Origin of the sequence: Roseibium sp. FZY0029 (assembly GCF_036350355.1) — a bacterium.
Taxonomy (GTDB): Bacteria; Pseudomonadota; Alphaproteobacteria; order Rhizobiales; family Stappiaceae; genus Roseibium.
Map to the genome: position 1 here is coordinate 589,307 of NZ_JAZDVZ010000005.1, position 26,542 is coordinate 615,848.

General features: G+C 56.3%; 24 protein-coding genes. 19 read left to right on the forward strand and 5 right to left on the reverse strand.

The features are described from left to right. Positions 1 to 63 precede the first annotated feature (63 nt). The 7 genes from V1T76_RS17440 (at position 64) to V1T76_RS17470 (ending at position 7,069) form a co-directional block, all read left to right on the forward strand. On the forward strand, positions 64 to 975 hold the full coding sequence (locus tag V1T76_RS17440; protein ID WP_330561914.1) for an ROK family protein: 912 nt from the start codon (positions 64 to 66) through the stop codon (positions 973 to 975). Beyond that, positions 972 to 1,718: a copper homeostasis protein CutC gene (locus tag V1T76_RS17445; RefSeq protein WP_330561915.1), complete on the forward strand. Its 747-nt coding sequence runs from the start codon at positions 972 to 974 to the stop codon at positions 1,716 to 1,718. The genes V1T76_RS17440 and V1T76_RS17445 overlap by 4 nt, the downstream gene beginning before the upstream one ends. Continuing rightward, positions 1,715 to 2,884 carry a Gfo/Idh/MocA family protein gene (locus V1T76_RS17450; protein ID WP_330561916.1) on the forward strand — a complete coding sequence of 390 codons (1,170 nt, stop codon included), beginning with the start codon at positions 1,715 to 1,717 and terminating at the stop codon, positions 2,882 to 2,884. The genes V1T76_RS17445 and V1T76_RS17450 overlap by 4 nt, the downstream gene beginning before the upstream one ends. An 8-nt stretch (positions 2,885 to 2,892) precedes the next feature. Further along, positions 2,893 to 3,789, forward strand: a complete 897-nt coding sequence (locus tag V1T76_RS17455; RefSeq protein WP_330561917.1) for a carbohydrate ABC transporter permease — start codon at positions 2,893 to 2,895, stop codon at positions 3,787 to 3,789. After that, positions 3,779 to 4,621: a carbohydrate ABC transporter permease gene (locus V1T76_RS17460; protein ID WP_330561918.1), complete on the forward strand. Its 843-nt coding sequence runs from the start codon at positions 3,779 to 3,781 to the stop codon at positions 4,619 to 4,621. Before V1T76_RS17455 ends, V1T76_RS17460 begins: the two co-directional genes overlap by 11 nt. Before the next feature lie 34 nt (positions 4,622 to 4,655). After that, a complete protein-coding gene (locus V1T76_RS17465) occupies positions 4,656 to 5,867 on the forward strand; it encodes an ABC transporter substrate-binding protein (protein WP_330561919.1) in 1,212 nt (403 codons plus the stop codon). Between the two features lie 74 nt (positions 5,868 to 5,941). Beyond that, positions 5,942 to 7,069, forward strand: a complete 1,128-nt coding sequence (locus V1T76_RS17470) for an ABC transporter ATP-binding protein (protein ID WP_330561920.1) — start codon at positions 5,942 to 5,944, stop codon at positions 7,067 to 7,069. A gap of 356 nt (positions 7,070 to 7,425) precedes the next feature. Here V1T76_RS17470 and V1T76_RS17475 read toward each other — a convergent pair whose 3' ends face one another. Genes V1T76_RS17475 through V1T76_RS17485 form a run of 3 tightly spaced genes read right to left on the reverse strand, consistent with a single transcriptional unit; the run spans position 7,426 to position 10,538 of the window. Next, on the reverse strand, positions 7,426 to 8,493 hold the full coding sequence (locus tag V1T76_RS17475; RefSeq protein WP_330561921.1) for a D-TA family PLP-dependent enzyme: 1,068 nt from the start codon (positions 8,491 to 8,493) through the stop codon (positions 7,426 to 7,428). Positions 8,494 to 8,496: 3 nt separating this feature from the next. Continuing rightward, on the reverse strand, positions 8,497 to 10,014 hold the full coding sequence (locus V1T76_RS17480) for a M81 family metallopeptidase (protein WP_330561922.1): 1,518 nt from the start codon (positions 10,012 to 10,014) through the stop codon (positions 8,497 to 8,499). A 2-nt stretch (positions 10,015 to 10,016) separates the two neighbouring features. Beyond that, positions 10,017 to 10,538 carry a hypothetical protein gene (locus tag V1T76_RS17485; protein WP_330561923.1) on the reverse strand — a complete coding sequence of 174 codons (522 nt, stop codon included), beginning with the start codon at positions 10,536 to 10,538 and terminating at the stop codon, positions 10,017 to 10,019. 86 nt (positions 10,539 to 10,624) lie between these two features. Between V1T76_RS17485 and V1T76_RS17490 the strand changes: the two genes are divergently transcribed. From V1T76_RS17490 to V1T76_RS17530, 9 genes are all read left to right on the forward strand, one after another. Further along, entirely contained in the window at positions 10,625 to 11,011 is a 387-nt protein-coding gene (locus V1T76_RS17490; protein ID WP_006933174.1) for a RidA family protein, read from the forward strand. Positions 11,012 to 11,015: 4 nt separating this feature from the next. Next, complete coding sequence (locus V1T76_RS17495; RefSeq protein ID WP_330561924.1) at positions 11,016 to 11,882, forward strand: MurR/RpiR family transcriptional regulator; 867 nt, start codon at positions 11,016 to 11,018, stop codon at positions 11,880 to 11,882. Next, entirely contained in the window at positions 11,875 to 12,675 is an 801-nt protein-coding gene (locus tag V1T76_RS17500; protein WP_330561925.1) for an SDR family oxidoreductase, read from the forward strand. The genes V1T76_RS17495 and V1T76_RS17500 overlap by 8 nt, the downstream gene beginning before the upstream one ends. Before the next feature lie 3 nt (positions 12,676 to 12,678). Next, positions 12,679 to 14,589, forward strand: a complete 1,911-nt coding sequence (locus tag V1T76_RS17505) for a beta-N-acetylhexosaminidase (RefSeq protein ID WP_330561926.1) — start codon at positions 12,679 to 12,681, stop codon at positions 14,587 to 14,589. A gap of 20 nt (positions 14,590 to 14,609) precedes the next feature. Further along, entirely contained in the window at positions 14,610 to 16,073 is a 1,464-nt protein-coding gene (locus V1T76_RS17510) for a M81 family metallopeptidase (protein WP_330561927.1), read from the forward strand. A gap of 885 nt (positions 16,074 to 16,958) precedes the next feature. Next, positions 16,959 to 17,558 carry a hypothetical protein gene (locus V1T76_RS17515; protein ID WP_330561928.1) on the forward strand — a complete coding sequence of 200 codons (600 nt, stop codon included), beginning with the start codon at positions 16,959 to 16,961 and terminating at the stop codon, positions 17,556 to 17,558. A gap of 294 nt (positions 17,559 to 17,852) precedes the next feature. Then, on the forward strand, positions 17,853 to 19,151 hold the full coding sequence (locus tag V1T76_RS17520) for an NAD(P)/FAD-dependent oxidoreductase (protein WP_330561929.1): 1,299 nt from the start codon (positions 17,853 to 17,855) through the stop codon (positions 19,149 to 19,151). Further along, on the forward strand, positions 19,148 to 19,999 hold the full coding sequence (locus tag V1T76_RS17525) for a DUF1365 domain-containing protein (RefSeq protein WP_330561930.1): 852 nt from the start codon (positions 19,148 to 19,150) through the stop codon (positions 19,997 to 19,999). The genes V1T76_RS17520 and V1T76_RS17525 overlap by 4 nt, the downstream gene beginning before the upstream one ends. Positions 20,000 to 20,018: 19 nt before the next feature. Continuing rightward, positions 20,019 to 21,248, forward strand: coding sequence for a cyclopropane-fatty-acyl-phospholipid synthase family protein (locus V1T76_RS17530; protein WP_330561931.1), 1,230 nt, complete (start codon positions 20,019 to 20,021; stop codon positions 21,246 to 21,248). Between the two features lie 46 nt (positions 21,249 to 21,294). Here the strand turns inward: V1T76_RS17530 and V1T76_RS17535 are convergent, their stop codons facing one another. Both V1T76_RS17535 and V1T76_RS17540 read right to left on the reverse strand, forming a co-directional pair. Further along, positions 21,295 to 22,101, reverse strand: coding sequence for an SDR family NAD(P)-dependent oxidoreductase (locus V1T76_RS17535; RefSeq protein WP_330561932.1), 807 nt, complete (start codon positions 22,099 to 22,101; stop codon positions 21,295 to 21,297). Positions 22,102 to 22,159: 58 nt separating this feature from the next. Beyond that, positions 22,160 to 22,813, reverse strand: coding sequence for a ChrR family anti-sigma-E factor (locus V1T76_RS17540; RefSeq protein ID WP_330561933.1), 654 nt, complete (start codon positions 22,811 to 22,813; stop codon positions 22,160 to 22,162). Between the two features lie 314 nt (positions 22,814 to 23,127). Between V1T76_RS17540 and V1T76_RS17545 the strand changes: the two genes are divergently transcribed. The 3 genes from V1T76_RS17545 to V1T76_RS17555 all read left to right on the forward strand — a co-directional run bounded on the left by V1T76_RS17545 (position 23,128) and on the right by V1T76_RS17555 (position 26,502). Then, the gene (locus V1T76_RS17545; protein WP_330561934.1) at positions 23,128 to 24,162 is read left to right on the forward strand and encodes a cysteine synthase A; all 1,035 of its coding nucleotides are present in this window, start codon (positions 23,128 to 23,130) and stop codon (positions 24,160 to 24,162) included. 27 nt (positions 24,163 to 24,189) lie between these two features. Then, positions 24,190 to 25,704: a cardiolipin synthase gene (cls, locus tag V1T76_RS17550; RefSeq protein ID WP_330561935.1), complete on the forward strand. Its 1,515-nt coding sequence runs from the start codon at positions 24,190 to 24,192 to the stop codon at positions 25,702 to 25,704. Between the two features lie 153 nt (positions 25,705 to 25,857). Next, positions 25,858 to 26,502 carry a LysE family translocator gene (locus tag V1T76_RS17555; protein ID WP_330561936.1) on the forward strand — a complete coding sequence of 215 codons (645 nt, stop codon included), beginning with the start codon at positions 25,858 to 25,860 and terminating at the stop codon, positions 26,500 to 26,502. Positions 26,503 to 26,542: the final 40 nt, after the last annotated feature.

Genomic DNA, 26,542 nt, shown 5'->3' on the forward strand with positions numbered 1-26,542 from the left:
GGTTGCATATTGGTATTATAACTGGTCGTTAACAACTAAAATCCAGAGGCGTTATAGCAGGCGATGATCACCTGTTTTGATATTGGAGGTTCCTTCATTCGACATGGAGAGCTCCAAGTAGATGGAACTGTTGCGGAAAAAGGCCGAGTTGCGACGCCAGGCAATGACTGGCAGGCCTTTGTCGATGCCATCGCAGCCTGCTCCGGACCTGATGGCTCCCCCATATCGATCTCACTGGCTGGCGCTTTTGATGCACGCAGCGGCATCGCGGATGTGGCCAATATTCCCTGCCTTCACAAGCGGCGAGTTCAATCGGATCTGGAGACTGCCCTCAACCGCCCTGTTGCCATAACAAATGATGCCAATGCCTTTGCACTTGCAGAGGCTGTCGATGGTACAGGCCGAGGCAAACACGTCGTTTTCGGCATTATTCTGGGATCCGGGGTTGGTGGCGGTCTTGTCGTCAACGGCTCTCTTGTCACCGGCTATGGCGGCATTGCCGGCGAATGGGGACACGGCCCCATCATGGACCCGACCGCAGGTGGCCAGTTGAGGGGCATTGAGCATTATGCGTGCGGCTGCGGCCAGACCGGATGCATCGACGCTATTTGTTCGGCACGCGGTATGGAGAAGATCCATCGGTCTTTGCATGGTCTGGACCAGCCGAGCAAGGATATTACCGCTGCCTGGCATGCAGGCGAGGAAGCCGCCACCCAAACGCTGGATGCCTTCACCACACTGCTCTCTCGTGCGCTCTCCGCCTTTGTCAACACGCTTGGGCCGGATGTCATTCCGGTAAGCGGAGGCCTTTCCAACGACCTTGTCCTGCTGGACGTCATCGACAGGAAAACACGGGACATCGTGCTTGCCGAATATGGCGAGCCTCTCGTCATCAAAGGGGCGTATTCCGCTAATGGCGGCCTGCACGGGGCTGGTATCGTTGCGCGGTCACTGTTCAAGGAGGCCGCGAGGTGACCAGGGTTCCCCTCGAGGTTTGTGCAGACACCCTCGAAGGCGCCTGGACGGCAGCCGAAAACGGAGCCGACCGCATTGAACTTTGTGCAGCCCTTTCCGAAGGCGGGCTGACACCATCCCACGGTTTCATGGTGGCAGCCGCCAGGCTCCCCGTTCCGGTTTACGCGATGATACGTCCAAGGTCCGGAGACTTTCTGTATTCGGATCTGGAAAAGGCCGTGATGCTGCGCGACATGGAAGCGGCCGAACACGCCGGCCTGGCGGGTATCGTTATCGGGGCAGTCGACAACCAGCATCATCTCGATCGCGACTTCCTGACCTTGGCGCTGAAGAGCATCAGACTGCCGGCAACCCTGCATCGCGCCATAGACACCGTCCAGGATTATCCAAGAGCCATTGAAGAGGCGATCGAACTCGGGTTTGAGCGGGTGCTGACGTCTGGTCAGGCCCCAAGCGCGGAAGGCGGGCTGCAGTTGCTTGAGCAGGCAGTCAGGCTCACAGACGGCCGAATTTCAATCATGGCTGGATCAGGCATCACCGCCGCAAACGCCAACCGCATCCTCAAACACTCCGGAGTGAGGGAGCTTCATGCGTCCTGCTCTTCGGTGAAGCGTTCGCAAGAGCCGCAGAGCTTGGAAACGCGCCTCGGTTTCGTCGCCGAGGCAGGCATCAGGAATACCGATGGAAGCGCCGTTCAGGCCCTTCGCAATGCCATCGATCAGTTTACGGAGACCGCAGTATGAAGACCGGCTATGTCGGATTGGGAGCGAGAATTGCCAACGTCAGCAACTGCCTGCAGGAGGTTTCGGGAGATCTGGATCCTTGCGCCTATGTCGACCCGACACCGGCCGGCCTCAAGCATGTCGAGGCGAGATGCGGCCATAGCCTGACCGCCTACACCGATCTTGCCAGGATGATCCGGAAGGAAAAGCTCGATCTTCTGATGATCGGCTCACCCAATTTCATGCACCTGGATCATCTGCGAACGGCCCTGGAGACGGATGTCCGTTACATCTTTTGCGAGAAGCCGATTGTCGTCAGCGAGGAAGAAACATTCGAACTTCTGTCCCTGATGAAGAAGCATGGGGGATCGAAACGTGTCCTTGTCGGGTTGGTGCTGCGCTATTCGCCGCTCTACACCGAGCTTCAAAAAAGCCTGAAATCCGGCCAGATCGGCAAGGTAGTCTCCATTGAGGCATCCGAGCATATCGGGCCCTATCATGGCTCGTTCTTCATGCGTGACTGGCGCCGATATGACAGAAACTCCGGCGGTTTCATGCTGGAAAAATGCTGTCACGACCTCGACCTTTACCAGGGCGTCACCGGCTGCCGTCCGCGTTTCGTGTCGAGTTTCGGCGGCCGCAAAAGCTTCGTTCCGGAAAACCGGCCGGATCAGGACCATACTTTCCCGACGCCGAAAATCGAAGGCAGGGTCGACCCCTTCACCCCGCGCTGGGGCGGTGGCAATGCCGACTTCGACAGCGATGGAGACATCATCGATTATCAGACGGCACTGATCGAGTATCAGGACGGCGCAAACCTTTGCTTTCACACCAACATGTATGTGCCGGACGAATTCCGCCGGTTTGCGGTCATGGGCACGAAGGGCATGGCCGAAGGTGACTTCATCCGCAACTACTACCGGGTTCATGACGCTCTGACGTCCGCCTGTCTGATCGACAAACCCAAAGTCGTCGATGCCAGCCGGCATGGCCATTACGGCGCTGACGAAGCCATGGCGCGAGACCTCCATCATTATTTCAAGAATGGCGGCAATCTACCCGTTGGCGTTCTAGATGCGCTGGAAGCCGGTCTGACGGCAATCAAACTGGATGAAGCGCGCCGCACACGGAGCGTCATCGACCTCACTGACACCTGGCAGCAGTTCGACAGCTACGGCGTGGCATAGGAGACCCCATGGCGCAATCATCGAGAAAGACCGACTACTTCCCGTTTCTTCTGTTGGTGCCGGCCTCGCTCGTCATGTTGGCCATCGTCGCCTATCCGTTGTTCGAAACGTTCCGGCTGTCCTTCACCAACACGAGCATGAGCCCGAACTACGAATACGTAGGGCTCGAAAACTACGAGAAACTCATGTCGCGCCGCTTTCCCGAAGTGATTGCGCGCACCTTCTACTGGATGTCCCTGTCTGTTGCGCTGAAGATGCTGATCGGAACCTTGGGAGCGGTGCTTCTCAATGCCATGGTTCCAGGTCGAGCTCTCTTCCGTGTGCTGGTCATGCCCCCATGGGTGATCCCGATTGCCATTGGCGTCTTCATCTGGGGATGGATGTACAACGGGCAGTTCGGAATGATCTCCGGCATGGCGCAAAGGCTCGGGATCCTGAGCGGGCCGTTCGAGTTCCTCGCCTACAAGAACTCCGCCTTCATGTCGACCATCGTCACGGACGTCTGGATCGGCGTGCCGATGGTGACCCTTTATCTGCTGGCCGCCATGCAGTCCATTGCAAAGGATCTCTACGAGGCAGCCTGGGTGGACGGTGCGTCGAGACTTTACAGGTTCCGCCGCATCACACTGCCGCTGATTGTACCGTCAATCGCAACCATGGCGCTTCTGTCGGCGATCTCCACTTTCAATTCTTTCGACATCATCTGGATCCTGACCGAAGGCGGTCCGCGCGGCGCGACAACAACGATGATCATCGACACCTACAAGACCGCGATCAGCCGTTTCAAATATGGCGAAGGCGCTGCCAGAACCGTCATGATTGTGCTGTTCCTCGGCTCTTTCATGCTGGTCTATTTCATGCTGCTTGCGCGGCTCGCCAAGAGGAGCCCGAACAATGCTGCATAAGTATCGCTGGTACGAATATGTGCTGATCTATTTCGGTCTCGCGGTGTTCCTGACGTTTGTTCTGGCCCCCTTCGTGGAAGCCTTCGTGGTGTCGATGAGACCCTTGAGCAGCCTGTTTTCGATCCCCTACAGGTTCATCACCGACGAAATGAGCTTCGAAGCCTACTTCACCATGTGGCAGAACGTGCCGCTGCTGTGGCTCTACATGCTCAACTCGTTCTTCATCGCAACGGTGGTGACAGTCCTGGGCCTGTTCTGCATCATTCCGGCGGCCTATGCCTTTGCCCGCTTCGAGTTTCCGGCTCGAAACTCGCTGCTCGGCATTTTCATTGCAGTGAACATGTTTTCCGGAGCGGTGCTGATCATTCCGCTGTTCAAACTGATGCAGCAATACGGACTGCTGAACACCTATTTTGCCATGATCGCTCCCGGAACGGCCTTCGTCATTCCTACCGGCATCTGGCTGCTGCGCTCCTATCTGGTGCGGATACCCAAGGAGCTTGAGGAGGCAGCCTGGGTCGACGGTGCAGGCAGGATATACACGCTCTGGCGCGTGATCATTCCCGTGGCTTTGCCGGGCATCGTAGTCGTCACGATTACCGCTTTCATCACCGCCTATGCACAGCAGTTCATCTACGCCTTGACCTTCAACTCCGTGAACGAACTGAACCCGCTTCCTGTCGGGCTGTTCCAGTTCTTCGGACGCCAGACAGTGGTCTGGAACGAACTCATGGCCGCCAGCCTCGTGGGTATTCTCCCGGTGCTGTTCGTCTATGTGTTCCTGCAACGGTTCATCGTCGCCGGCCTCACGGCAGGTGCCGTCAAAGAATAAAAACAAAAAGAAACCAACCAGAAAGGGAAAACAGATGACACTAAAATCAGTGCTATTGGGAGGAGCTCTCCTGCTCACGCTCGCCGGGGCTTCCCACGCAGAAGACAAGATCATCCACATGATCAATTGTGGTGACAACACAGGCGCCGGCATTCCGATCCAGGATGAACTGATCAAGGAATGGGAAGCTGAAAATACCGGATACAAGGTTCAGCTTGAGTTTGTTCCCTGGGGCCAGTGCCAGGAAAAGTCCACGACCCTTGCTTCCGCGGGAAACCCGCCGGCCATCGCCTATATGGGCTCTCGCACGCTGAAACAGCTCGCAGCCAACGACCTGATCATTCCCGTCAATATGACCGAGGAAGAAAAAGCCAGCTATGCAGCTCCGATCCTGGCGACGATCACCGCCAACGGTCAGCAGTGGGGCCTTCCGCGCGCCTTCTCAACCAAGGCGCTCTACTGGAACAAGGATCTGTTCAAGGAAGCCGGTCTCGACCCGGAAACACCGCCGAAGACCTGGGACGAGATGTATGACGCCGCCAAGTCAATCAAGGAAAAGACCGATGCCGACGGCTTCGGCCTCGCCGCGGCTTCATTCGACAACACCATGCACCAGTTCATGAACTACGTGTATACCAACGGCGGCCAGGTAATTAACGAGGACGGGGAGATTGTCTTCAACTCACCGAACAATGTCGAAGCGCTGGCATTTTACGGCAAGATGGCGGAAGTCTCCCAGCCGGGCCCGATCGCCTACGACCGCGCCAAACTGCGCCCGCTGTTTTCCGAAGGCAAGATCGGGATGTTCATTTCCGGTCCATGGGAACGCGTCCGTGTTGAGGGCGTCAACTGGGGCGTCGCACCGATCCCGCATGGACCGAGCGGTGGTCCCGGCACACTGCTGATCACCGACTCGCTTGCGGTCTTCAAGGGCTCCGGCGTCGAAGAACAGGCTCTGTCACTTGCAAAGCTCCTGACCAACCCGGAAAACCAGATGGCGTTCGAAATCGCCGAAGGCTACACGCCGCTGCGTGACATGCCAGAGGTGAAGGAAATCGTCGAAAAGGACCCGACCTGGCAAGCTTTCCTGGATGCGATTGCAACCGGTGGACCAGAACCCTTCGTTACTGACTACGTCGGCTTGCAAGATACTATCAACGAAGCCGTGCAGGGTGTTGTTCTGGGTGAAGTTGACCCGGCCGAGGCCGTTGAGATCGCCGCAGAACAGCTTGAGGAATTCAAGTAACACCTTGAGCATTGTCCGGGCCCCTCTCCCACATATTCGGGCGGCCCGGACACGTCTTCAAAGAAGGAGTGACCATGGGCGAGTTGCAGCTACGCGACGTACGCAAAAGCTATGGCCAGATGGAAGTCATCAAGGGCGTCAATCTTGAAGTCGACCACGGCGAATTCATTGTTTTTGTCGGCCCGTCCGGATGCGGGAAATCGACTTTGCTGCGCATGATTGCGGGGCTTGAGGAAATTACGGGCGGCGATATCACAATCGAGAGCAAGGTTGTCAACGATCTGCCGCCTGTCAAACGCGGCATTGCCATGGTGTTTCAGTCCTACGCGCTTTATCCGCATATGACAGTCTACGAAAACATCGCCTTTCCCCTGCGTGTCGAACGCCTGTCCAAAGACAAGGTGGAAGAAAAGGTCCAGGCCGCCGCCGGAATTCTGCAGTTGAAAGAAAGGTTGCAGCACAAACCGGGTGAACTTTCCGGAGGTCAGCGCCAGCGTGTCGCCATCGGCCGTGCGATCGTGCGTGAACCTTCTGTCTTCCTGTTTGATGAACCTCTGTCGAATCTCGATGCAGCGCTCCGTGCGGAAATGCGTGTCGAACTGGCCAAACTGCACAATGAACTTGACGCAACCATGATCTATGTCACCCACGATCAGGTGGAAGCCATGACCATGGCAGACCGGATCGTGGTGCTGGATCAAGGTGTGATCTCGCAGGTCGGATCGCCGCTGGAACTTTATCACAAACCTCGAAACACCTTTGTTGCCGGCTTCATCGGTAACCCGAAAATGAACTTCATGGAGGTAACCGGCAAAACCTCCGGCCCGGACGGCGTTGTGGTCACGCTGCCATCAGGCCAGGATCTGACCGTGAAGGTCAAAGCCGAGGACAACGTTGCCGGCAAAAGCCTGACCCTGGGCGTTCGACCTGAACATCTGACCCTGGAAGCTGCCGATGCATCCATTGATGTTGTCCCGACTGTCGTCGAACATCTAGGCATTCACACCGTCACCTACAGCACGGTTGCTGGTGCGAAATCCACCTTCTGCAGTGTGCTGCCGGGATCTGCTCCGGCCAAGGTCGGTGTCTCGGTTTCCATGGGCTTGAAGGGCGTCGATTGCCATCTCTTCGATGACAAAGGCAACGCTTATGAGCGCCTGCTGTCGCTGGAAGAGCTGGAAGCGGCGGACATGCACATCTGACGATTGCTGTCTGAGACTTGAAGACACAACGGCCACCTTTTGAGGTGGCCGTTTTCTATAGCGTCAATAGGCAGGCAAGCCGTCTGGAAGACAAGGCTGTGGCCCATAAATGAAGACGAAATAGGATGAGAAATGGCGAAACCGCGTTAGGAACGGGTGCGCGGAGCGGGCTTTTTGACCTGTCAAGCAGGCTGACGACACGCGGTAGAGTTATTTTCATGCCCTTCGGATGTGACCGGGTTGGTCCTCGTCGGCGTTGCGCAAGCTTGAAAATAAGCCATATTTCCTGCGTTTCCGCGCCTTCAGGCAGACCAATCCGCCTCAAACCATTTCATCTTCATTTGTGGCTCCACACTCTAGACAACTCGCCCACGCGCGGCGACCGTCTCAATGCGGGTCACCACACCGTCTCTGTGAAATACCAAGCGGTCGAACAGATTGGAAACGACACACGTATGGTTCGGGATGATCCGGACCCGTTCGCCGATCTGTGGTTTGTCGGCGGAGTTCGTCAGATCGACGACCGCATGTTCTTCGCTGAGCGTCGCAATAGATGCTTCCGGATAGTCAATCAGCAGGCCGTAATCGGAAAAGCCCAGCAGATCCGACGTCAGCGCCTTGGAACCGGCATCCAGGACCGCACGATATTCCGTCGGCCTCGAGACAACGGTGGCCAGAACATGCATGGCGCAATCGTCAACGTCACACATGCCGGCGCGCACCATGGCGCGGTCATTGAAAATATAGGTACCGGCTCTGTGTTCCGTGGCGCTGGGCACCAGATCGCTGTCGAAGAGGCTCGGCGACCCGCCATGCGAGACGACCAGACACTCAAGTCCATCCTGTTTCAGGAGTGCCAGCGTTTCCGAAAAAAAAGCCTCTACCGCAGCCTCCGACGAGGGTTTCGGATAGGTCAGTAGACCGTGAAACACCAGCCCGGGGAGTTCATTGATCCGCTTTGCCAGTTCGACTGCGGCAGCCGGGCTCTGGACGCCGTTTCGTCCGCCACCCGTATCGCATTCGACCAGAACCTTCAAGGGTTGGCTTCCCGAAAACGCACCAGCGAGGCCGTCAACGACAACCTCGTTGTCCGCAACAACCTGCAAGTCCACTTTGGTGTTCAGTAGCTTCAGCCTGTCGAGCCGCGATTTGCCGAGCATGTTGAATGTGATCAGGATGTCGGTGAACCCGGCATCAGCGAACACTTCCGCTTCGCTGATCTTCTGACAATTGATACCGCATGCGCCATAGGCGAGCTGCAACGCCGCCAGGGCCGGGATCTTGTGGGTCTTGACGTGAGGCCTGAATTTGCGGCCAATCCGGTCGAAATACTCCTGTGCGACCTTGATATTGGTTTCCATAACCGTTTCATCGATTACGGCTACCGGGGTAAGAAGGTCCTGGATGGATAGCCCCACACTCATCTCTCAGCCTCCTCTGCGTCCGGCGCTGCCGGAACTGGTATCGGTGTCATGCCCATTCACCGGCCCTTTTTCGTTGATAGGCCAGATGTCCCGCGGAGCCTTCTTGTAAGGTGTAACCCTTGGGTCATTTGGATAGGGACGTCCGGCCGCGCAATAAAGTATCAACGGACTGATACGAGCGAAGGACTGGTGGAAATGGTTCGTCGATTTGACGACCAGGATTTTCCGTTGGGTCGGATCGATGCCAAAATTGGAAAACAGGCTGGTGTCGAAGCATTGGGCACGGGTCGAATTCAGGATCACTTCGATCCCGCCGATCCGGATCAGACTTGCATCGCCGATTGGAACAATACTCTGGCCGAAGGCTTGTACGGCGTTCCGGATATTACGAACAATTTCGACTTCGGCATCGATGGGGTCACCAGTTTCCGGTGCGGATTTGGCGCCAAAGCGAAGCATCATCCGGGCGCCCTCACCCGACGCGTGGCAAAGCTGGACAGCAACCGGATCCCAGATTGACCCGAAGGCAATGCTCTCCAGCTTTCTGGCCATGGCTTCCGCCAGAAGCACTGTAGCATCGCCCGCCGTTCCTCCGCCGGGATTGTCCCACATGTCTGCGATGGTCACCGGGCCACCGTCAAAGTCCAATGCTCTGGCATAGGCGTCGGACGGTGAAACCTCTGCGCTGCGAACCTTGCCGCGAAGCTCGAAAAGAGCCTCGCCCAGGTCGCGCGTGATCTTTTGTCCAAGCTCCGGCGCATTATTTGTCACTGCCAGCAATTTGGTTCCCATTTCGGGAACGTCACCTGCCATGAAACCATGGACGACCGAAAGAGACAAAAGGTCCGGCGTTTCCTTTTCCAGCCGGATCATGTCATCCACGAAGCGACGCATCGGCTCGGATGTTGTCGGAAAAACATCGATCATCTTGGGATCAAAGACGCTCATCACTGGCGTGATCTCGCCAGCAACCGCCTGTCCGGCAAGCCGCCACGCATCCTCAGCCCTCTCAACAAAATCGATGTGCGGAAACTCCTTGAACGCAATGAGCGCATCTGCTGCGGCAACGCGCTTGGCTGTCAGATGACTGTGGGGATCGAATGTTGCGATCACCGGAACGTCGGGGCCCACGATCAATCGAATTCGGCTGAGAAAATCGCCTTCCGGATCGTCATAGCCATCCGCCACCATCGCACCGTGCAGACCGATCACAACGACGTCGAACGGTCCACCGGCAGCCAGCTGATCGAGGATCTCGTCACGCAACCCTTCAAAGGTGTGTCTGGAAACAAGCCCCGCGGGATCAGCCCAGGCGGCAGTACCTTCAACCATTTCCCAGCCGTTTTCCGCGGCAAACCGCCGGCCGACTGTCATGACCGCCGAACACAAGGTCGGAGTTTCCGGGTGTTCACCGGGCTTTGCCAACAACGACGCCCTGAACGCGTTAATATCGATCCGTATCGGCGAAAACGTGTTGGTTTCCGTCGCCAGGACAGCGGTGAAAGCGCGGGGCCTCGTCATGATCAGGACGCGGCTCCGAGAGGATTTGGCAGATACCCGGCAAAGCCGCAGATCTTCCAGCGCCCTTCCTTGCGAACACAGAAATACAGCGTCTGCCACAGCATACGATCTTCGCTGCCATCGGCTTTCCGGATACGGCCGTCGAATTTCTTGTGCGCGATCGCCCGGTCTCCGTTGATATCGATTTCGGTCAGGCGGGTTGCTTCAAAAATGGCTGCGCGTGCGTCTTCGGCGAATTCCGTCGCCCTGAAAATTTTCGCCTGGCTCAACCAACGCTCCCTGTAGGAACCGAGGTCCGGAAAACCGAGTTTCCAGTCGTCCGGATTGGCCACCTTGCCGCCGTCGACTCCGAAAAAGGCGTGTTCGTCAAAGTCTTCGGCGACCTGCGACCAGTCTGCTTCAACGAACGCATTGATGTCCCGCATGACAAGCATGTCCCAGATCGCCGCGCGATCCTCATCTTTTCCCTTGAAGGGATTTGTCTGACTGTTGGAAGGAGCCTGCATATCGGAAACCATTTTCATTTGACGGTTGATTTTTGAAAAATATACGGATGAAATAAAACCAATGTCAAACCACTATGTAAATCGTTTTCATTTTGGAGCAAAATATGTCAATCAAACGCTATGGTGCTGAAAAATCAGGTGCCGGTGGCCAGAACCTGCCCTTCGCCCGGGCCGTTGAAGCTGACGGCTGGTTGTATGTTTCCGGTCAGGTTCCGATGAAGGATGGTGAGATTGTCGGCACCGGGATTGTCGAACAAACACATCTGACCATCAAGAACGTGATCGCGATCCTGGAAGAAGCCGGGTATGGCCTCGAGCATGTCGTCCGCGTTGGTGTCTGGCTCGATGATCCACGTGATTTCTGGTCGTTCAATGGTGTCTACAAAACCTATTTCGGCGAGCATCCGCCAGCGCGCGCCTGCGTGCAGTCAACCATGATGGTTGACTGCAAGGTTGAAATCGATTGTGTCGCCTATAAGAAACCGGCCTGATCCCATGCGGGATATCCTGTCCGTTCTACAGCAGATTGAGCCGGACCTTTCCAAATCGGAACGGATCCTGGCGGCATTGCTCCGTAGCGATGCCGAGTTCATCGTGAACGCAGGCATCACGGATGTCGCCGAACGCGCAGGAGTTTCACCGCCGACGGTGACCCGCTTTTGCCGCCGTCTGGGTTGCGAAAGCTTTACGGCTTTCAAGGTTCAGGTCGCACAGGTCACCTTCGCCGGCACACGGTATCTGACGGCGAATGCAGCTTCCGACGCACCGGCGGACATCGCCGACAGCCTTCTGGCACAGTTCCAGGAGGCTGCGGCCAGCACGCGCGACGCGCTCGACATGGAGACCGTACTCGCTGCAGCAGATGCCATATCGACGGCCAAGCTGCTTGCGGCCTTCGGTGCGGGGGGCACGTCTTCCATGATTTCAGATGAACTCCAGAACCGATTCTTCCGTCTAGGCCTGCGAACCGTCAGCGTTACAGATCATGCCATGCAGTTGATGCAGGCCGCCACAATGCGCATGGGCGACGTCATCATCGCTTCGTCTGTCTCCGGCCGGAACCTCCAGATGGTTCGCGCTCTGGAAGCCGCCAAAACCTATGGTGCCGTCGTGATCGCCCTCACCCGGCCGGGACGCCCGGTCGCGGAGCTGGCGGACATCACGATCGCGATTGATCTGCCGGAAGGTGAGAATATCCTGCGGCCCAGCACCAGCCGCTATGCCTTTCTGTTTGTGACGGATCTTCTGGCCACGCTTGTCGCAATGCGACGGGGGGATGAAGCCCGGGAGAACCTCAGGCGCGTCAAATACCAGCTCAGCAACACACGCGATCTGGATGACAAGGAAGCACTCGGTGACTGATCAAACGACCAAACCAGTTGCGGTGGTGACAGGTGCAGCTGGAGACATCGGCATGGCCATTGCTGCCAAGTTGTCAGAAACGCACACTATTGCCGCCGTCGACATCGATATAACGGCCCTTGAAGGCGCGGCGGCAGACCTTGAGAACCATGGTGCGCACATTGCCGCATTCCAATGCGATCTGACCAAACAGGCGGACTTGGAACGGCTCTCAAAGGAAGCTGCAAGGCTCGGTGAAGTCACAACGCTGGTCAACAACGCCGGGGCGGCAGCGGCTCTGACATTTCACCAGATGACAGCTGAAACCTTGTCGAAGGACCTCGCACTGAACCTGGAAGCCGCACTCAATTGCTTCAAGGCCTTTGAACGGTCTCTGATTGCCTGCGGTGCCGGCACCGTGATCAATATTGCCTCCGTAAACGGACTGTCCGTCTTCGGGCACCCTGCCTACAGCGCAGCCAAGGCGGGCTTGATCCACGCAACCAGGTCCATAGCTGTTGAGTATGGAAAATATGGCATTCGCTCTAATGCCATCGCACCGGGAACCGTTAAGACGCAGGCCTGGAATGCACGGCAGGCAGCCAATCCGGGTGTCTTTGCTGAAGTGCTCGCCTGGTATCCGTTCAAATCACTTCCCGAGCCGGATGACATTGCAGCAGCGGTTTCTTTTCTGGTCGGTCCCGCAGCCCGTTGCATCACCGGTATCTGCCTGCCTGTCGACAGCGGACTGACCGCCGGGTCGCCTTCCCTCCCCCGATCCTTCACTCAATCTTCCGACTTCGACGGATTTTAGCTCATGACAAAGTTTGTGCTCGATTGTTTCTACCGCCCGGCAAAGGATCTTGCAGCTTCACGCCAGGAGTTTGCACTGACCAACACAAGCTCAAAGCCGCTGAGGGCCTTTACGCTTGCCTACACGGCACTCAATCGGGCTTCGGCAGATGCAAAACTTGAAAACGCCGAAAGCTTCTGCCGGATCGCGAACTTTCATGAAATCACGCCGAAGGCCGGCGAGACGATAGCTCCCGGCGAAACCTGGACATTCTCTATTACCGGTCTCGCAAACGTAGCTCGGCACCGTCTGGATGGTCCGAAGTCTGCCTTTGTCAGCACCGAAGGCCGTATCATTGAGGTGTTGTGCAATGATCTGGAAGCGCCGCAAGAACTGGATAGTGGCGAACGGCGCAACATACCGGTAGGAGAGCTCTCCGAACCGCTCCATATTGTGCCATGGCCCCAGAGGGTTGCCGTTTCAGACTATGCTGACGACAAGGCGAGCTTCCTTGTGGCCTGCGGGTCCGCCCTGGAAAAGGCAGCCGCTGCCAAGATCAACGCACTCTCTGCGCGCCTTTTTCCGGGAGCGCCGCGCCCATTCCGATTCACGCCCTCCCATCAGCAGATCGAGATCGATTTCGAGCAGGACAAAAGCCTTGCAGTCGACGGCTACCGGCTCGCGTTTGCCCAGTCAAAAGCAACGTTGACCTACAGTGGCCCTGCTGGGCGTGATTACGGTCTGACGGTTCTTGCCCAGATCGCCTACGGTGCTTATCAGGCGCCGGACAGGTTCAGGTTTCCGGCCAAGGGCTCGATTGAGGACGTTCCCCGGTTTTCCTGGCGTGGCACACATCTGGACGTTTCGCGTCACTTCAGGGGCCCGAAAGACATATTGCGGTTGCTCGACATCTTGGCCTGGGGCCGGATGAACGTCTTCCAATGGCATCTGACCGACGACGAAGGCTGGCGGCTTGAAATCAAGGCCTATCCGGAGTTGACCGTCGGTGGCGCGCGGCGGGGCCCCGGCTGCCAGCAGGTTCCACAGCTTGGCTTTGCTTCCGAAGTCTATGAGGGCGCCTACTCACAAGATGAAGTGCGCGAAATCGTTGCTCATGCGACCAGCCTCAACATCGACATTCTTCCCGAAATCGATGTTCCCGGACATTCCACAGCCGTTTTGAAAACCTACCCACGATTTGCCGATCAGGCGGAGGCACCTGAGAGCTATCACTCCGTTCAAGGATACCCGAACAACGCACTCAACCCCGCAATGGATGAAACCTACGAGTTTCTGGAAAAGGTCTTTGCGGAAGTGGCAAGTCTGTTCCCCTTCGAGTTCATTCATATCGGCGGCGATGAAGTTGACGTCAGATCCTGGCTTGAATCCCCAAAGATCCAACGCCTCATGGAGGACAAGGGTCTGGCGGATACGATGGAGGTACAAGCCTACTTTATGGGTCGCGTTCGGGGCATCTTGAAAAAACTCGACCGGAAGCTGGCCGGTTGGGATGAGGTGTCACACGGCGGAGGCATTGATCCGGACGGTGTCCTGCTGATGGCCTGGCAAAAACAGGAGGTCACCAAGGATCTGATCGACCAGGGCTATGACGTCATTTGCACGCCGGGGCAGCATTATTACATGGACATGGCTCAGGCTTCCGGCTGGCAGGAACCGGGCGCGGGCTGGGCCGGCGTATCCACACCGCAGGACTGCTACACGTATGAGGCATCCACAGGCCTCAGTGCGGGAAGCGAAAAACGTCTCAAGGGTGTTCAGGCCTGCATCTGGTGTGAGCACATGACCGACAACGTGATCTTCAACCACTTGGTCTTTCCGCGGCTCTATGCGGTCGCCGAAGCGGGCTGGACGGAGCCTTCCAGCAAGGCCTGGCAACGATTTGCGGCACAGGTGCCTTTCTTCCCCGAGCTTTGAGTGCGTTACGAGGCAAAAAGATGAAAATCGCTGTTGGCGGCATTCATACCGAATGCAGCACCTATTCGCCGGTTCTCCAGTCCATGGCTGACTTCAAGGTAGCCCGGGGTATGGATTTGCTAAGACAAGCCGGCGTCGATGGTGAGCCGTTTGCAGACGTCACTTTTTGTCCATTGTTCCACGCAAGATCCATTCCGGGTGGCCCGGTCACGGCCGATTGCTACTCTGCGTTCAAATCTGCTTTTCTTGCCGAGCTTGAGGTCAGCCTTCCGCTCGACGGCTTGCTCTTGATCATGCATGGCGCAATGCACGTTGTCGGGCTCGAAGACGCTGAAGGCGACTGGATCTCGGCTGTTCGCCAACTTGTCGGACCTCGCATTCCAATAGCGGTCAGTTACGATCTTCATGGCAACGTAACGCAAACCATAGTCGACCAGATCGACATCTTTAGTGCCTACCGCACAGCCCCTCATATCGACGTTCCGCAAACCCACCGCCGCGCTGCTGCAAACCTGGTTGATCAATTGCGTGGTGGACAACGCAGATATGTTGCCTGGGCGCCGATTCCCGCGCTTCTGCCTGGAGAACGCACCAGCACGGAAGACGAGCCTGCCAGATCGCTTTATGCGACGCTGCCGAAGTACGATGAAAGACATGGCATTACCGATGCCAATCTCATGGTGGGCTACGTATGGGCAGATACCGCCAGAGCAACGGCTGCCGCCGTGGTAACGGGCACAGATCGGTCGGCCATTCAAAAGGCAGCGATTGAAATTGCAACGGATTACTGGTCCGCGCGCCAGGATTTCGTCTTTGGCGTCGCCACCAAGCCCCTGGATCGATGTCTGGAAGATGCAAAATCCACGACTTCGCGCCCCTTCATCCTTGCAGACAGCGGCGACAATCCGACTGGTGGTGGTGTGGGAGACAGGTCAGATGTCCTGGCCGCTTGGCTGGATCAGGGTTTGACTGGTGGTGTATTTGCCGGCATTGCAGACCCGGCCTCGGTGGAAAAACTATGGGAACTGACCGATGGTTCTCAAGCCTACCTGAAAATCGGTGGTGCACTTGGCAGCACATGCCCGGCAGTTACCTGCGACGTGGTCCTGCTGGCAAGGACCGGCAGTCGCTCAGATCATACCCGTGAGGTTCTGGTTGAAGTTGCTGGCAACAAGGTGATCCTGACGGAACACAGACGCCCTTTCCATTATCTTGACGACTTTCGACGGTTTGGTATCGAGCCGTCGACGGTCAGATACCTGATCGTCAAGTCCGGATATCTGTCGCCGGAGCTGGCCCCGATTGCCAATCCTGCCCGAATGGCTCTTACCGATGGCGCCGTCAACCAGGATATAGAAAGGCTCGAAAACAGGTACCGGCAGGTTCCATGCTATCCTTTTCAACACTCCGTCGAATGGCGCCCACTTGCCTGGTTGTCATCCCGGGCAGAGCCCGGCTCCGACACGATCACAAACCACGATTGACCAGGTATCGTATACGTAAGGTAAAAAGGAGAGCACTGCCCCTCAAACTCTATAGGTGCGCAGGGAGATGGACCTCTATTATTTAAAAATAAAGCATTCGCAAATTTTTATGCGCATTAATTTCAACATCGAATTTAATTCATAACATTCGCATATGGATACATTTCTCAAATCTATCATAGCCTTAGGTAGGATCTTAAGCCTGAAGGCGCCGCTGTATGCACCCTCATAGTTACTTTTGCCAAGGTTGAATGTGAATTGCCGGTCAGTATCAATTTACGACATGACCAATTTCAAGCCTCCGGACCAAGTTCGGCAGGCTGCTCAACGGGCAAACAAAAACAGCCTGAAATTATACAGAATTGGTCCCAAGGGACAAAAGCACGTGCCCCATCGACTGTGCAGATCCCGAAAAACTCCACCTGGTCACACCCGGTGGAGTTTTTGTTTGAGATGCGGGTTTGGCGGATTGATAAATCGATGGGCTGCTTTACCAGTCGCAGACATCTGAAAAGCCGTCCAAGCCGGCTCAATACAAATGCGGGCAAGTGTTCGAAATCGTCGAAAACCTACGACAAAGATACAACAGTCAACAAACTTCCTCTGCGTATATTGTCAGTTTTTACGATGCCTAAGTGTTCACAAACCAGTGATAGGCCTTGAACTTCAGTGGTCAGACCACACTTATTACCGAAATGTAACTGAAAATGCCCGAATTTGTGATCTTTGTTACACGCATTCGGGAGATTGTGGTGCGATAATGGCAAAATCGTGACCGCACGAATGGGGCGCAAAAGCGCGGAAGACCAAAAAGTCCTATCAAGGACCACCGTTCAAAGACCCCACGCGCGGTAGGAAAAGTTGTATTAGCCTTGGGAGGCGTACATGCAACGGAATACCAGAGCAGGAACTCTTGCGCTTGGCCTTATCTTAGCCTTGGCGGGAAGCGCTGCTGCGGCCCCATTGCCTCAGGAAACGATCACGTTGCCTGAGGATCGCCTTGCGGTCACAGTCGCGTCAGCGTCACAGGATCAGGCCGATCCGCTGGAAAGTGAGCTCACTATTTGGGTGGGCGAAATTGAACTAGAAGGCCGGAAAACGATCTGGGTAGAACTGATCGATTCCTTTGGCGAAGTGATCTACGACAGTGAAGTGAATACCAACGAAACCCATCTGCTGCCAGATGGTCGGGCCGTTGTCGTTCGCTCCATGGATCAGGATACAGTCGTCGCAGGCAAGGATGAGTCCAGACTGGTCAACGAAGGCACTCTTACAGTCACACGTCGTGTGGTCAATGAAGGTGCAGATGCGACCACGATCGAACTGATCGAAACCGGTCAGGAACCGACGCAAAAACGTGGCACCATGCTGCAGGTTGCAGATTTCGGCGACTTTGTGTGGCAGAAGGTTGTTGCCTTTTTTGACGCTGCCAGAACACGCGTTCAGATCGCCTGGAACTGGATCGTCGATACTATTCAGGCCTGATTTGCAAAGTGGCCGGAATATATTGCTGACATGCAACTTGTTTGGCTGCTTGCCCGGCTTTCGTCGGGCAAGCTTAGCTTGAACGTAGATTTTCGCCGCCAGTTTTAGGTACCGATGAACCTGAGGCCGTCTGCAGAAGCCCTGTTTTGAGTGTGTCGTCAAAAATAATCCAGAAAATTCATCGTTCTATGTGATCCGCCTATTTCGCCGAGGCGTAACCGCTGCATATCAACTGGAAAACCAGACAAGAGAACAGGTTTTCCACGCTAACAGCGACGCGCCGAAGGATAAGACATGCGGATTGCCGTAATCGGCTCCGGAATTTCCGGAAACAGTGCAGCCTGGGCCCTCAACGATCTTCATGACGTTGTTCTTTACGAAAAGCGCGAGCGCCCCGGCGGCCACAGCGCCACGGCCGATATCGACTATGATGGTGTCCAGGTATCGGTGGACACAGGTTTCATCGTCTACAACGAACTCAATTATCCGAACTTCACCGCCCTGCTCGACCATCTTGGTGTAGCAAATGAAATAAGCGACATGAGCTTTGCCTTGTCCGCGGACAACGGCAAACTCGAATGGTCGGGACATTCTCTGAACTCGGTCTTCGCGCAGAGGCGCAACCTCGTGTCTCCGAGGTTCCTGCGCATGTTGCGCGATATTTTCCGGTTCAACAATAAGGCTGTCGAAGACCTGAAGGCCGGCCGCCTGAGCACGGAAACACTTGGAAGCTATCTGGAACGCGAGCGGTACTCTGCCGGTTTCATAAACGATTATCTGCTTGCGATGGGAGCTGCGATCTGGTCGACGCCGATCAATGAGATGCGCGACTACCCGGCTGAAAGCTTCGTCGCTTTTTTCGAAAACCACCGTCTCCTGTCCTTCGACCGCCCACTGTGGCGGACCATTTCCGGCGGCAGCCGCAACTACGTCGAAAAGCTGCTGGCGCCCCTTCACGGCAAAATCAGACTTGGCAAACCGGTCGCCGAAATCCTACGGCAAAACGGCCAGGTTCTTGTGCGCGACGAATCCGGTCATCAGGACGTTTTCGACCACGTGATCCTTGCAAGCCATACGGACCAGAGCCTCTCCATGCTGGGCGATCCCTCCCCGCAGGAACGCGAGATTCTGGGGTCTATCCGGTATCGTCCAAACGAGGTTTATTTGCACCGGGATGAGGCCCTCATGCCCAAGCGCAAGAAGGTCTGGGCTTCCTGGAACTACATGTCCGACCGCGAAGCAGGTGAAACCCGGGACGTAACCGTCAGCTACTGGATGAACCGGCTGCAGAATTTCGATCATTCGAAGCCGGTCTTCGTGACTTTGAACCCTTACGCCCCGCCGCGTGAAGACTGCACATTTGCGAAATATGTTTATGATCACCCCCAGTTTGATGCGGCAGCCCAGCAGGCCAAGACCCGCCTCGGGGAAATTCAGGGTGTCAACAACACCTGGTTTTGCGGCGCTTGGCGCGGACATGGTTTCCATGAAGACGGATTGTCGTCCGGCCTGGATGTTGCCAGAGCGCTTGGTGCGCGCCTCCCCTGGGACAGGGAAACCGATGCTGGCACCTATCTGGAGGCTGCCGAATGAAGGCAAGGCCGAGCAATCGCCTGAACGACAATGGACCGCCGCCCAACTCCGCAGCGTCCCTGTTCACGGGCACGGTCATGCATCACCGCATGAAGCCGCGTGAGCACAGGTTTTCCTACAAGGTCTTCTCGGTTCTGCTTGATCTGGATCGTCTGGACGAAGCCGCACGATCCAGCCTGTTTTTTTCGGTCAACCGGTTCAATCTTCTGTCGTTTCACCAGAAGGACCACGGGCCGAGAGACGGGGCGGATCTTCGGCCTTACGTCAACGAACTTCTTGCCAAGGAAGGCCTTGAAGCACCGGCGCGCATTATGCTGCTCGCCTATCCGCGGATGCTGGGCTACGGCTTCAACCCCCTCAGTGTTTATTACGCCTATGACCGGTCGAACCGGTTGATTGCCCTCGTTTACGAGGTGCGAAACACGTTTGGCGGTTTGCACACTTATGTCGCCCCGGTTCTCAGCAGTCAGTCCAGTGACGCCGGCATTCGACAGGACCAGAAGAAGCTGTTTTACGTGTCTCCCTTCATCAGCATGGAACAACACTATTTCTTCCGCATGTTGCCCCCGGGAAATACAGTCCGGGTGCGTATCCTGGAAAAGGATACGGAAGGCCCACTGCTGTCCGCGACCTTTTCCGGAACACATTCCCCCCTGACCAGCAAGGCCATCCTTCGGGCGTGTCTGCGGGTGCCTCTCCTGACTTACAAGGTCATTGGCGCTATCCATTGGGAAGCCTTTAAAATCTGGCGCAAGCGTGTACCATTTCACGCTAGACCCACAATGGACGCAGGGAACGACGGGTCGAAAAGGCAGGCAGGCAATGTTCTGCCGGTTACAAACAACTGACATTTCAAGAGGTTCTGCTATGAGTGAGCCGATTGTTCTGACCAAGGACAACTTCCGTGCGGAGTTGAAGGGAACACCCCGCCTCGCCAAAATGGCGGCTGGCCTTGCGCTCAAGATCCGCTACGGATCGCTCGAAGTCCAATTTCCGGACGGTCGAAGGTTTCACATCAAGGGGCAGGAAGCCGGCCCGCATGGTGTTCTAAAAATCCACAATTGGGCGTTCTTTCGGATGGTCGTTCAGGCTGGCGACGTCGGCGTCGGCGAAGCGTTCATGGCCGGGTACTGGTCATCGCCGGATGTAACAACATTTCTCGAAGTTTTCTGTATCAACCAGGAATCGACTCTGGAGGCTCTCCAGGGAAAGCCGTTCACGCGCTTTCTCATGTCTGTCCGACATTGGCTGAATTCAAATACAAAACGCGGATCGAAGCGCAATATTTCCGCCCACTACGATCTCGGCAATGCTTTCTACCGGGAATGGCTCGATCCCTCGATGACCTATTCTTCGGCGATCTACAGCAACGAGACCAATGACCTGGAGCAGGCACAAACTGAAAAATACGCCTCTCTGGTTCGGCAAACCGGCATCCAGGCGGATCACAGGGTTCTTGAAATCGGCTGTGGCTGGGGCGGTTTTGCCGAATATGTCGCAAAATCGGTCGGCGCAAATGTGCGCGCTTTGACCATCTCTCAGGAACAGTTCGACTATGCGCGTGAACGGATCTACAAGGCCGGTCTCAACGACAAGGTCGAAGTGGTCTTTCAGGATTATCGGGACGAAAACGGCGTCTTCGACAGGATAGCCTCCATCGAAATGTTCGAGGCCGTCGGCGAGAAATACTGGCCGACCTATTTCCGTCAATTGTCGAGATGCCTGAAGCCAGGTGGCAAGGCGGGTCTTCAGATCATCACGATCCAGGACAAGATGTTCGACGATTACCGCAGAGGCACGGATTTCATTCAGCGCTACATCTTTCCCGGCGGCATGCTGCCGCCTCCCGGCCGTCTGGCGGAAATCGGCAAGTCGCTTGGTCTTGACCTTATGGACCAGACAATCTTTGGGCAGGACTACGCGCGCACGCTTGCCGAATGGCGACAGAGGTTCCGGCAGGCCTGGCCGAGGATCAGCCCACTGGGCTTTGACGAACGTTTCAAGCGCCTCTGGGAGTTCTATCTCCATTATTGCGAAGCCGGTTTCCGGTCAGGCAATATTGACGTTCGCCAGATGGTTTACGTGAAGTCCAGCTGATCTGGCTGGCCTTCATCTCAAAACCTCACATGCCAACAGGCCGGAACTATCCGGCCTGTTTTTTGTTCCAGCCTGTTGAGCGGGCGACGAGCGCGAAATAGGCGCTGTAAGGCAAGCACTGCAAGAGCTTGAGCTGCAGGACAAATTTGCGCGGAAAGGCAATTTCGAACCGGCTAGGGTGCGACAGGCCTTTCCTGATTTCCTTCACGGCTTCCTCAGGCGACATCAGATAAGGCATCGGGAACGGATTCGACTCTGTCGCGGGCGTATCCACAAAGCCGGGATTGATCACCTGAATTCGAATACCGGCCAGGTCGAGATCGAATTTCAGCGATTCAACCAGATTGGTCAGACCTGCCTTGGTTGCGCCATACGCGGCCGAAGTCGGCAAACCGCCGTATCCCGCCACTGATGCGACCACTGCGATCTGCCCTCTTCCTGCAGCCTTCATGGCCGCAATAGCCGGCAGAAGCACGTTGACGGTGCCCATGAGATTGACGTCAAAGCTCTTGCGAAATGCTTCAACGTCTGCATCAAGACCATCCTGCGGCAGGTAAACTCCTGCATTGGCCACCAGAAGGGCCAGCCCGCCGTAGTTCTGAACGATCTTTTCTACATGACCGGCCATCAGGTCTGTCTTCGTCACATCACCAGGCAATGCATGAATGGTGCCTGGCAACGCTTCTGACTGGGTTTCCAGTTCGGCCAATTCCTCTTCCGAACGCGCTGTCGCAACAACGGTCCATCCAGAACGGGCGAGGTCAAGCGCAAGTTGCCGGCCAATGCCGGAACTGGCGCCGGTTACCCAGGCGCATCCGTGGTCGGGTTTGGCGACATAATTTGTCTTGGGCAATTCAGTCTCCGGGTCTGTTTGCCCTTCTACGCAAGCAGACCGGAAGTTGGATTGTTTTTCAGCGGATGAATGGAGCGAACCAACGGCCGACGGGTCCGGTCAACTGCAAGCGGCCCGCGGTAACCGCGAAACAGATACAATCCTCGCCTTCATCGGCCACCGGTTTGTGGTCGATGTCTCCATCGGCAAAGGCCACGTCTCCCGCCACGTAGTGGCCGTCCTCATCCTTGAAGCCGCCTTTGAGGACCAGCGTCAACTCGGTGCCATGGTGTGTATGAGACGGCATCGCACGACCTGCCCGCACCCACAGAAGGCTGCTGGCACAGCCGTCTATCTCGCCGAGTTTGCATTCCTTCACACCTGGCAGAAGCGTTTTCCAGGGTAGCTGCTCCATGGAGGAGCCGATAATCGACCGAAGCGATTCGGGAACAGCGGCAGCGCCACCGCCCACCTTGGCGGAAGGTTGATTGTCGTTCAGATCACCGATCGGGCCATCCAGGATAGATTCCAGAACTGCATCCCGGTTGGAAATTGAAACCGGCTCGGCTTCTTCAAGTTCGAACCCGGCAAGTGTTTCGAGTGAACTGACATAGGACCTGTTACAGTCGCTCATCTCGAGATGAGCGCCGACAAGTGCCTGCGCCGGATAGGTCAAGGTTCCGGCGGCATAGCCTGCCAGTAACTCGTCCATACCGGTCACGTTTTTTTCCATTACCGCTCTCATTTTGCTTCAGCATCCTAAATTGCCCTATCGGCCTTACGACAGGCAACAAAATTCGGATCAATAAATACAACAGAATTGTTGGAAATAGAATTTTAGTAAGCAGGTTGGCCGGAACAACTGATGGCGCGTTTTTGACGTCAGAGGGAAAAGTAAACCTGATTGTCTTCTGGTGCTGGCAATCGCCCTTTGAACCCTTACATTGCGACCTTGATCAAGGCCCTTCAGACCTTTAGCGTCCGGGGCTCATCAGATTTCTTCTGTCCGGTCAGTACCACCGGACCAGATCAGCCGGGAAAGAATAAATGTCTGTGTCCGCTTCTGTTGTCGATGCAATCGGAAACACGCCCCTCATCCGCCTGAAAGCGCTGTCCGAGGAAACGGGCTGCGAAATCCTCGGCAAGGCCGAATTCATGAACCCGGGGCAATCGGTCAAGGACCGCCCTGCCCGGCAGATGATTCTTGAAGCCGAGGCCCGCGGGGAGCTGAAACCTGGCGGTGTGATTGTTGAAGGCACGGCAGGCAACACAGGCATTGGCCTTGCGCTTGTCGCCAGTGCGCGTGGCTACCGGACCGTGATCGTCATTCCGGAAACACAAAGCCAGGAAAAGAAGGACATGTTGCGCCTTTGCGGTGCCGAACTTGTCGAAGTTCCAGCAAAACCTTTTTCCGATCCCAACAACTACCAGCACGTAGCCCGCCGCCTTGCCGAAAAAATGGCAAAAACGGAAGCCAACGGCGTCATCTTTGCGGACCAGTGGAACAATCTGGACAACCGCAAAGCCCATTTCGTGACGACCGGTCCTGAAATCATGGCGCAAACGGGCGGCCGTGTTGATGGCTTCATCTGCGCCGTCGGCTCCGGCGGTACGCTGGCCGGTGTTTCTACCTATCTTCAGGAAAACAAGCCCGGTGTTGTCATCGGCTGTGCCGACCCGCGCGGTGCTGCAATGCAATCGCTCTTCACGACAGGCAAGGCCGTTGCGTCTGAAGGCGGGTCCGTGTCCGAAGGCATCGGGCTTGGCCGCAGCACACCGATCGTGGGCGACCTGAAGATAGATCACGCCTACACCATTCCGGACGAAGAGGCCCTGCCGCTGGTCTTCGACCTTGCCGAGAAGGAAGGTCTCCTGCTGGGAGGATCTTCAGCGATCAACCTTGCAGGCGCACGACGTCTTGCGCGCGAACTCGGTCCAGGCAAGACGATCGTGACCATCCTGTGCGACCACGGAACCCGCTACCAGTCGAAGCTCTACAATCCGGACTTTCTCAGGTCGAAAAATCTGCCCGTTCCCGAATGGCTGGAACGCAGGGTCACGATCGAGCCTCCGTTCGCCTGACGCATCAACACCGGGGGGTGACATTTCATGAGTTCGGGAGAACAAGCACTGGCACAAGGCGGAGATGCTGCCGAAGCGGTCATTCGCGATGCCGTTACCGATGCCGGTGTTCTGGACGTCATGGCAAACAATCTCGGACTGGTCGCGGCATTTGTCGCGATCATGTATGTGACCGCAGGTATCTGTGCGGTTCGCGAGGTCATGAATTCAAGGACATCCCAGGGATCTGTCGCCTGGTTGTTGTCCCTGTTTTTCATGCCGTATCTCACAGTGCCGCTCTATTTCGTGTTTGGGTGGCGGTCCTTTTCCGACTATGAAAAAATCCAGGCGACCCTTGGTCGTGCGGAGCGCGCCAGGCGTGCTGATGAGCTTGGCCTGACCGATCACGTGGAAACAAGAGACTGGCCGGTTCTGTCACGCGTCGCCGGCGTGCCCTTCATGGCCGGCAACAAGACAGATCTTCTGATAGATGGCGATGCCACCTTTAGCGCCATAAAGGATGAGATTGCGAAGGCCAGAAACGTCATCTTCTTTCAGTTCTTCGCCATTCATGACGACGAACTTGGGCGTGAAATGGCAGACGCGTTGATTGCCCGTGCCAAGGACGGGATCACGGTCTATTTCCTCTATGATGATGTTGGCAGCCATTCTCTCTCGAAGGATTATCTGTCCCGCCTGAAGGCTGCCGGCGTCAAGGTTTGCGGGTTCAACGAAAACCACAAGTTTCTGCGCCTGCTCGGGCCGATGCGCCTGAACTATCGCAATCACCGCAAGCTCGTTGTCGTTGACTACCGGGTAACATTTGTCGGCGGTCATAACGTTGCGGACCAGTATGTCGGCCGGGACAACTGGTTTGGGCACTGGCGCGATACGCACGTGCGTGTCGAGGGACCAGCCGCGGTCGCCTGCGCCCTTTCCTTCGTGGAAGACTGGCTCTGGGCGAGCGGCGAACGCATCGACCTTCCCCAGGTCGGCGAGATTCCGATGCCCGGCGACGAAGCCGTGCTGGTCATGCCAACCGGGCCCGCAGACAAGCTTGAAGAATGCGCACTGGCTTTCGTCGAAACGGCGGCCCGGGCACGCAAACGGCTCTGGATCACGACGCCGTATCTGGTTCCCTCACTCGATATCCAGACGGCGCTCTGTTCTGCCGCCATGCGCGGTGTGGACGTGCGCGTTCTAATGCCGGAAAAGCGCGACCACTGGACCGTCTGGCTGGCGAGTCATGCCTATGAAGACACGCTGGTGCAGCGGGGGGTTAAGGTCTACCGTTATATTGACGGCTTCCTGCACCAAAAAGTCACTCTCATGGACGATGAACTCGTTTCCATCGGCACGGTGAATTTCGACAACAGGTCTTTCCAGATCAATTTTGAGCTGACTCTCTGGTTCACCCATCCACGTACGATCGGCAATGTCGAACGCATGCTGGAGGCCGACTTCCAGAACTCACGCCTGACCTGGCCCGACGCGTTTCAGTCCCGCAGCTATGTTTTCCGCGTGTTGGCCCAGGGCGCGCGGCTTTTGTCTCCGATCCTTTAAAACAGGTAGAAGCGAACTGCTGCCAGGTGACCAGGCACATCCCCATTCCGAGTGTCCTCAGTAAATGCGCCGAACGGAAGCGGTCCCTGCTGGTGACCCTGAGGTGAATGATTTAAATATCTGTCAGAACAACTTTACCGGCATCTGCAACCCATGGCTTACATACCGGACGACACGACCCTGCTTGCGTTCACAGCAGCCGCGCTGGTTCTGGCGCTAACACCTGGACCAGACATGACGCTGTTCATGAGCAAGACCCTGACACAAGGGCGCCGCGCCGGGCTTGCTGCCGTGTTGGGAGCCACTTGCGGATTGGTCGTGCACACCGTTCTCGCAGCCATCGGCGTTTCGGCTCTGCTCTCGGCTTCAACGATTGCATTTGCCGCATTAAAAATCGTCGGCGCGGCCTATCTGATCTGGCTGGCCGTCCAGGCTGTCAGAAATGGGTCAAGCCTGTCACTCCAGGCAGCTTCCACAAAGAGGCAGCCCTTTCACAGGGTCTGGTTACAGGCACTTGGGATCAACATTCTCAACCCCAAGATTGTCCTCTTTTTCGTGACCTTTCTGCCTCAATTCGTGAGCGCGAGCGATCCGCACGCGAGGGGTAAACTTATGTTCCTCGGCTTCTACTTCGTCGCGCTCGGCATGCCGATCTGCACTGCGATGGTTCTTGGCGCCAGCGCCTTTGCTCGTTTTTTGAAGACTTCACCCAAATTCATGCGTGCCTTCGACTGGGCCTTTGCCGGCATCATGGGGACCTTCGCCCTGAAGCTTCTTGTGGCCAAGGCAAACGAATGATCCTTTATGTATTTCGTCGAACTTTGATCTGTCAGGCTCT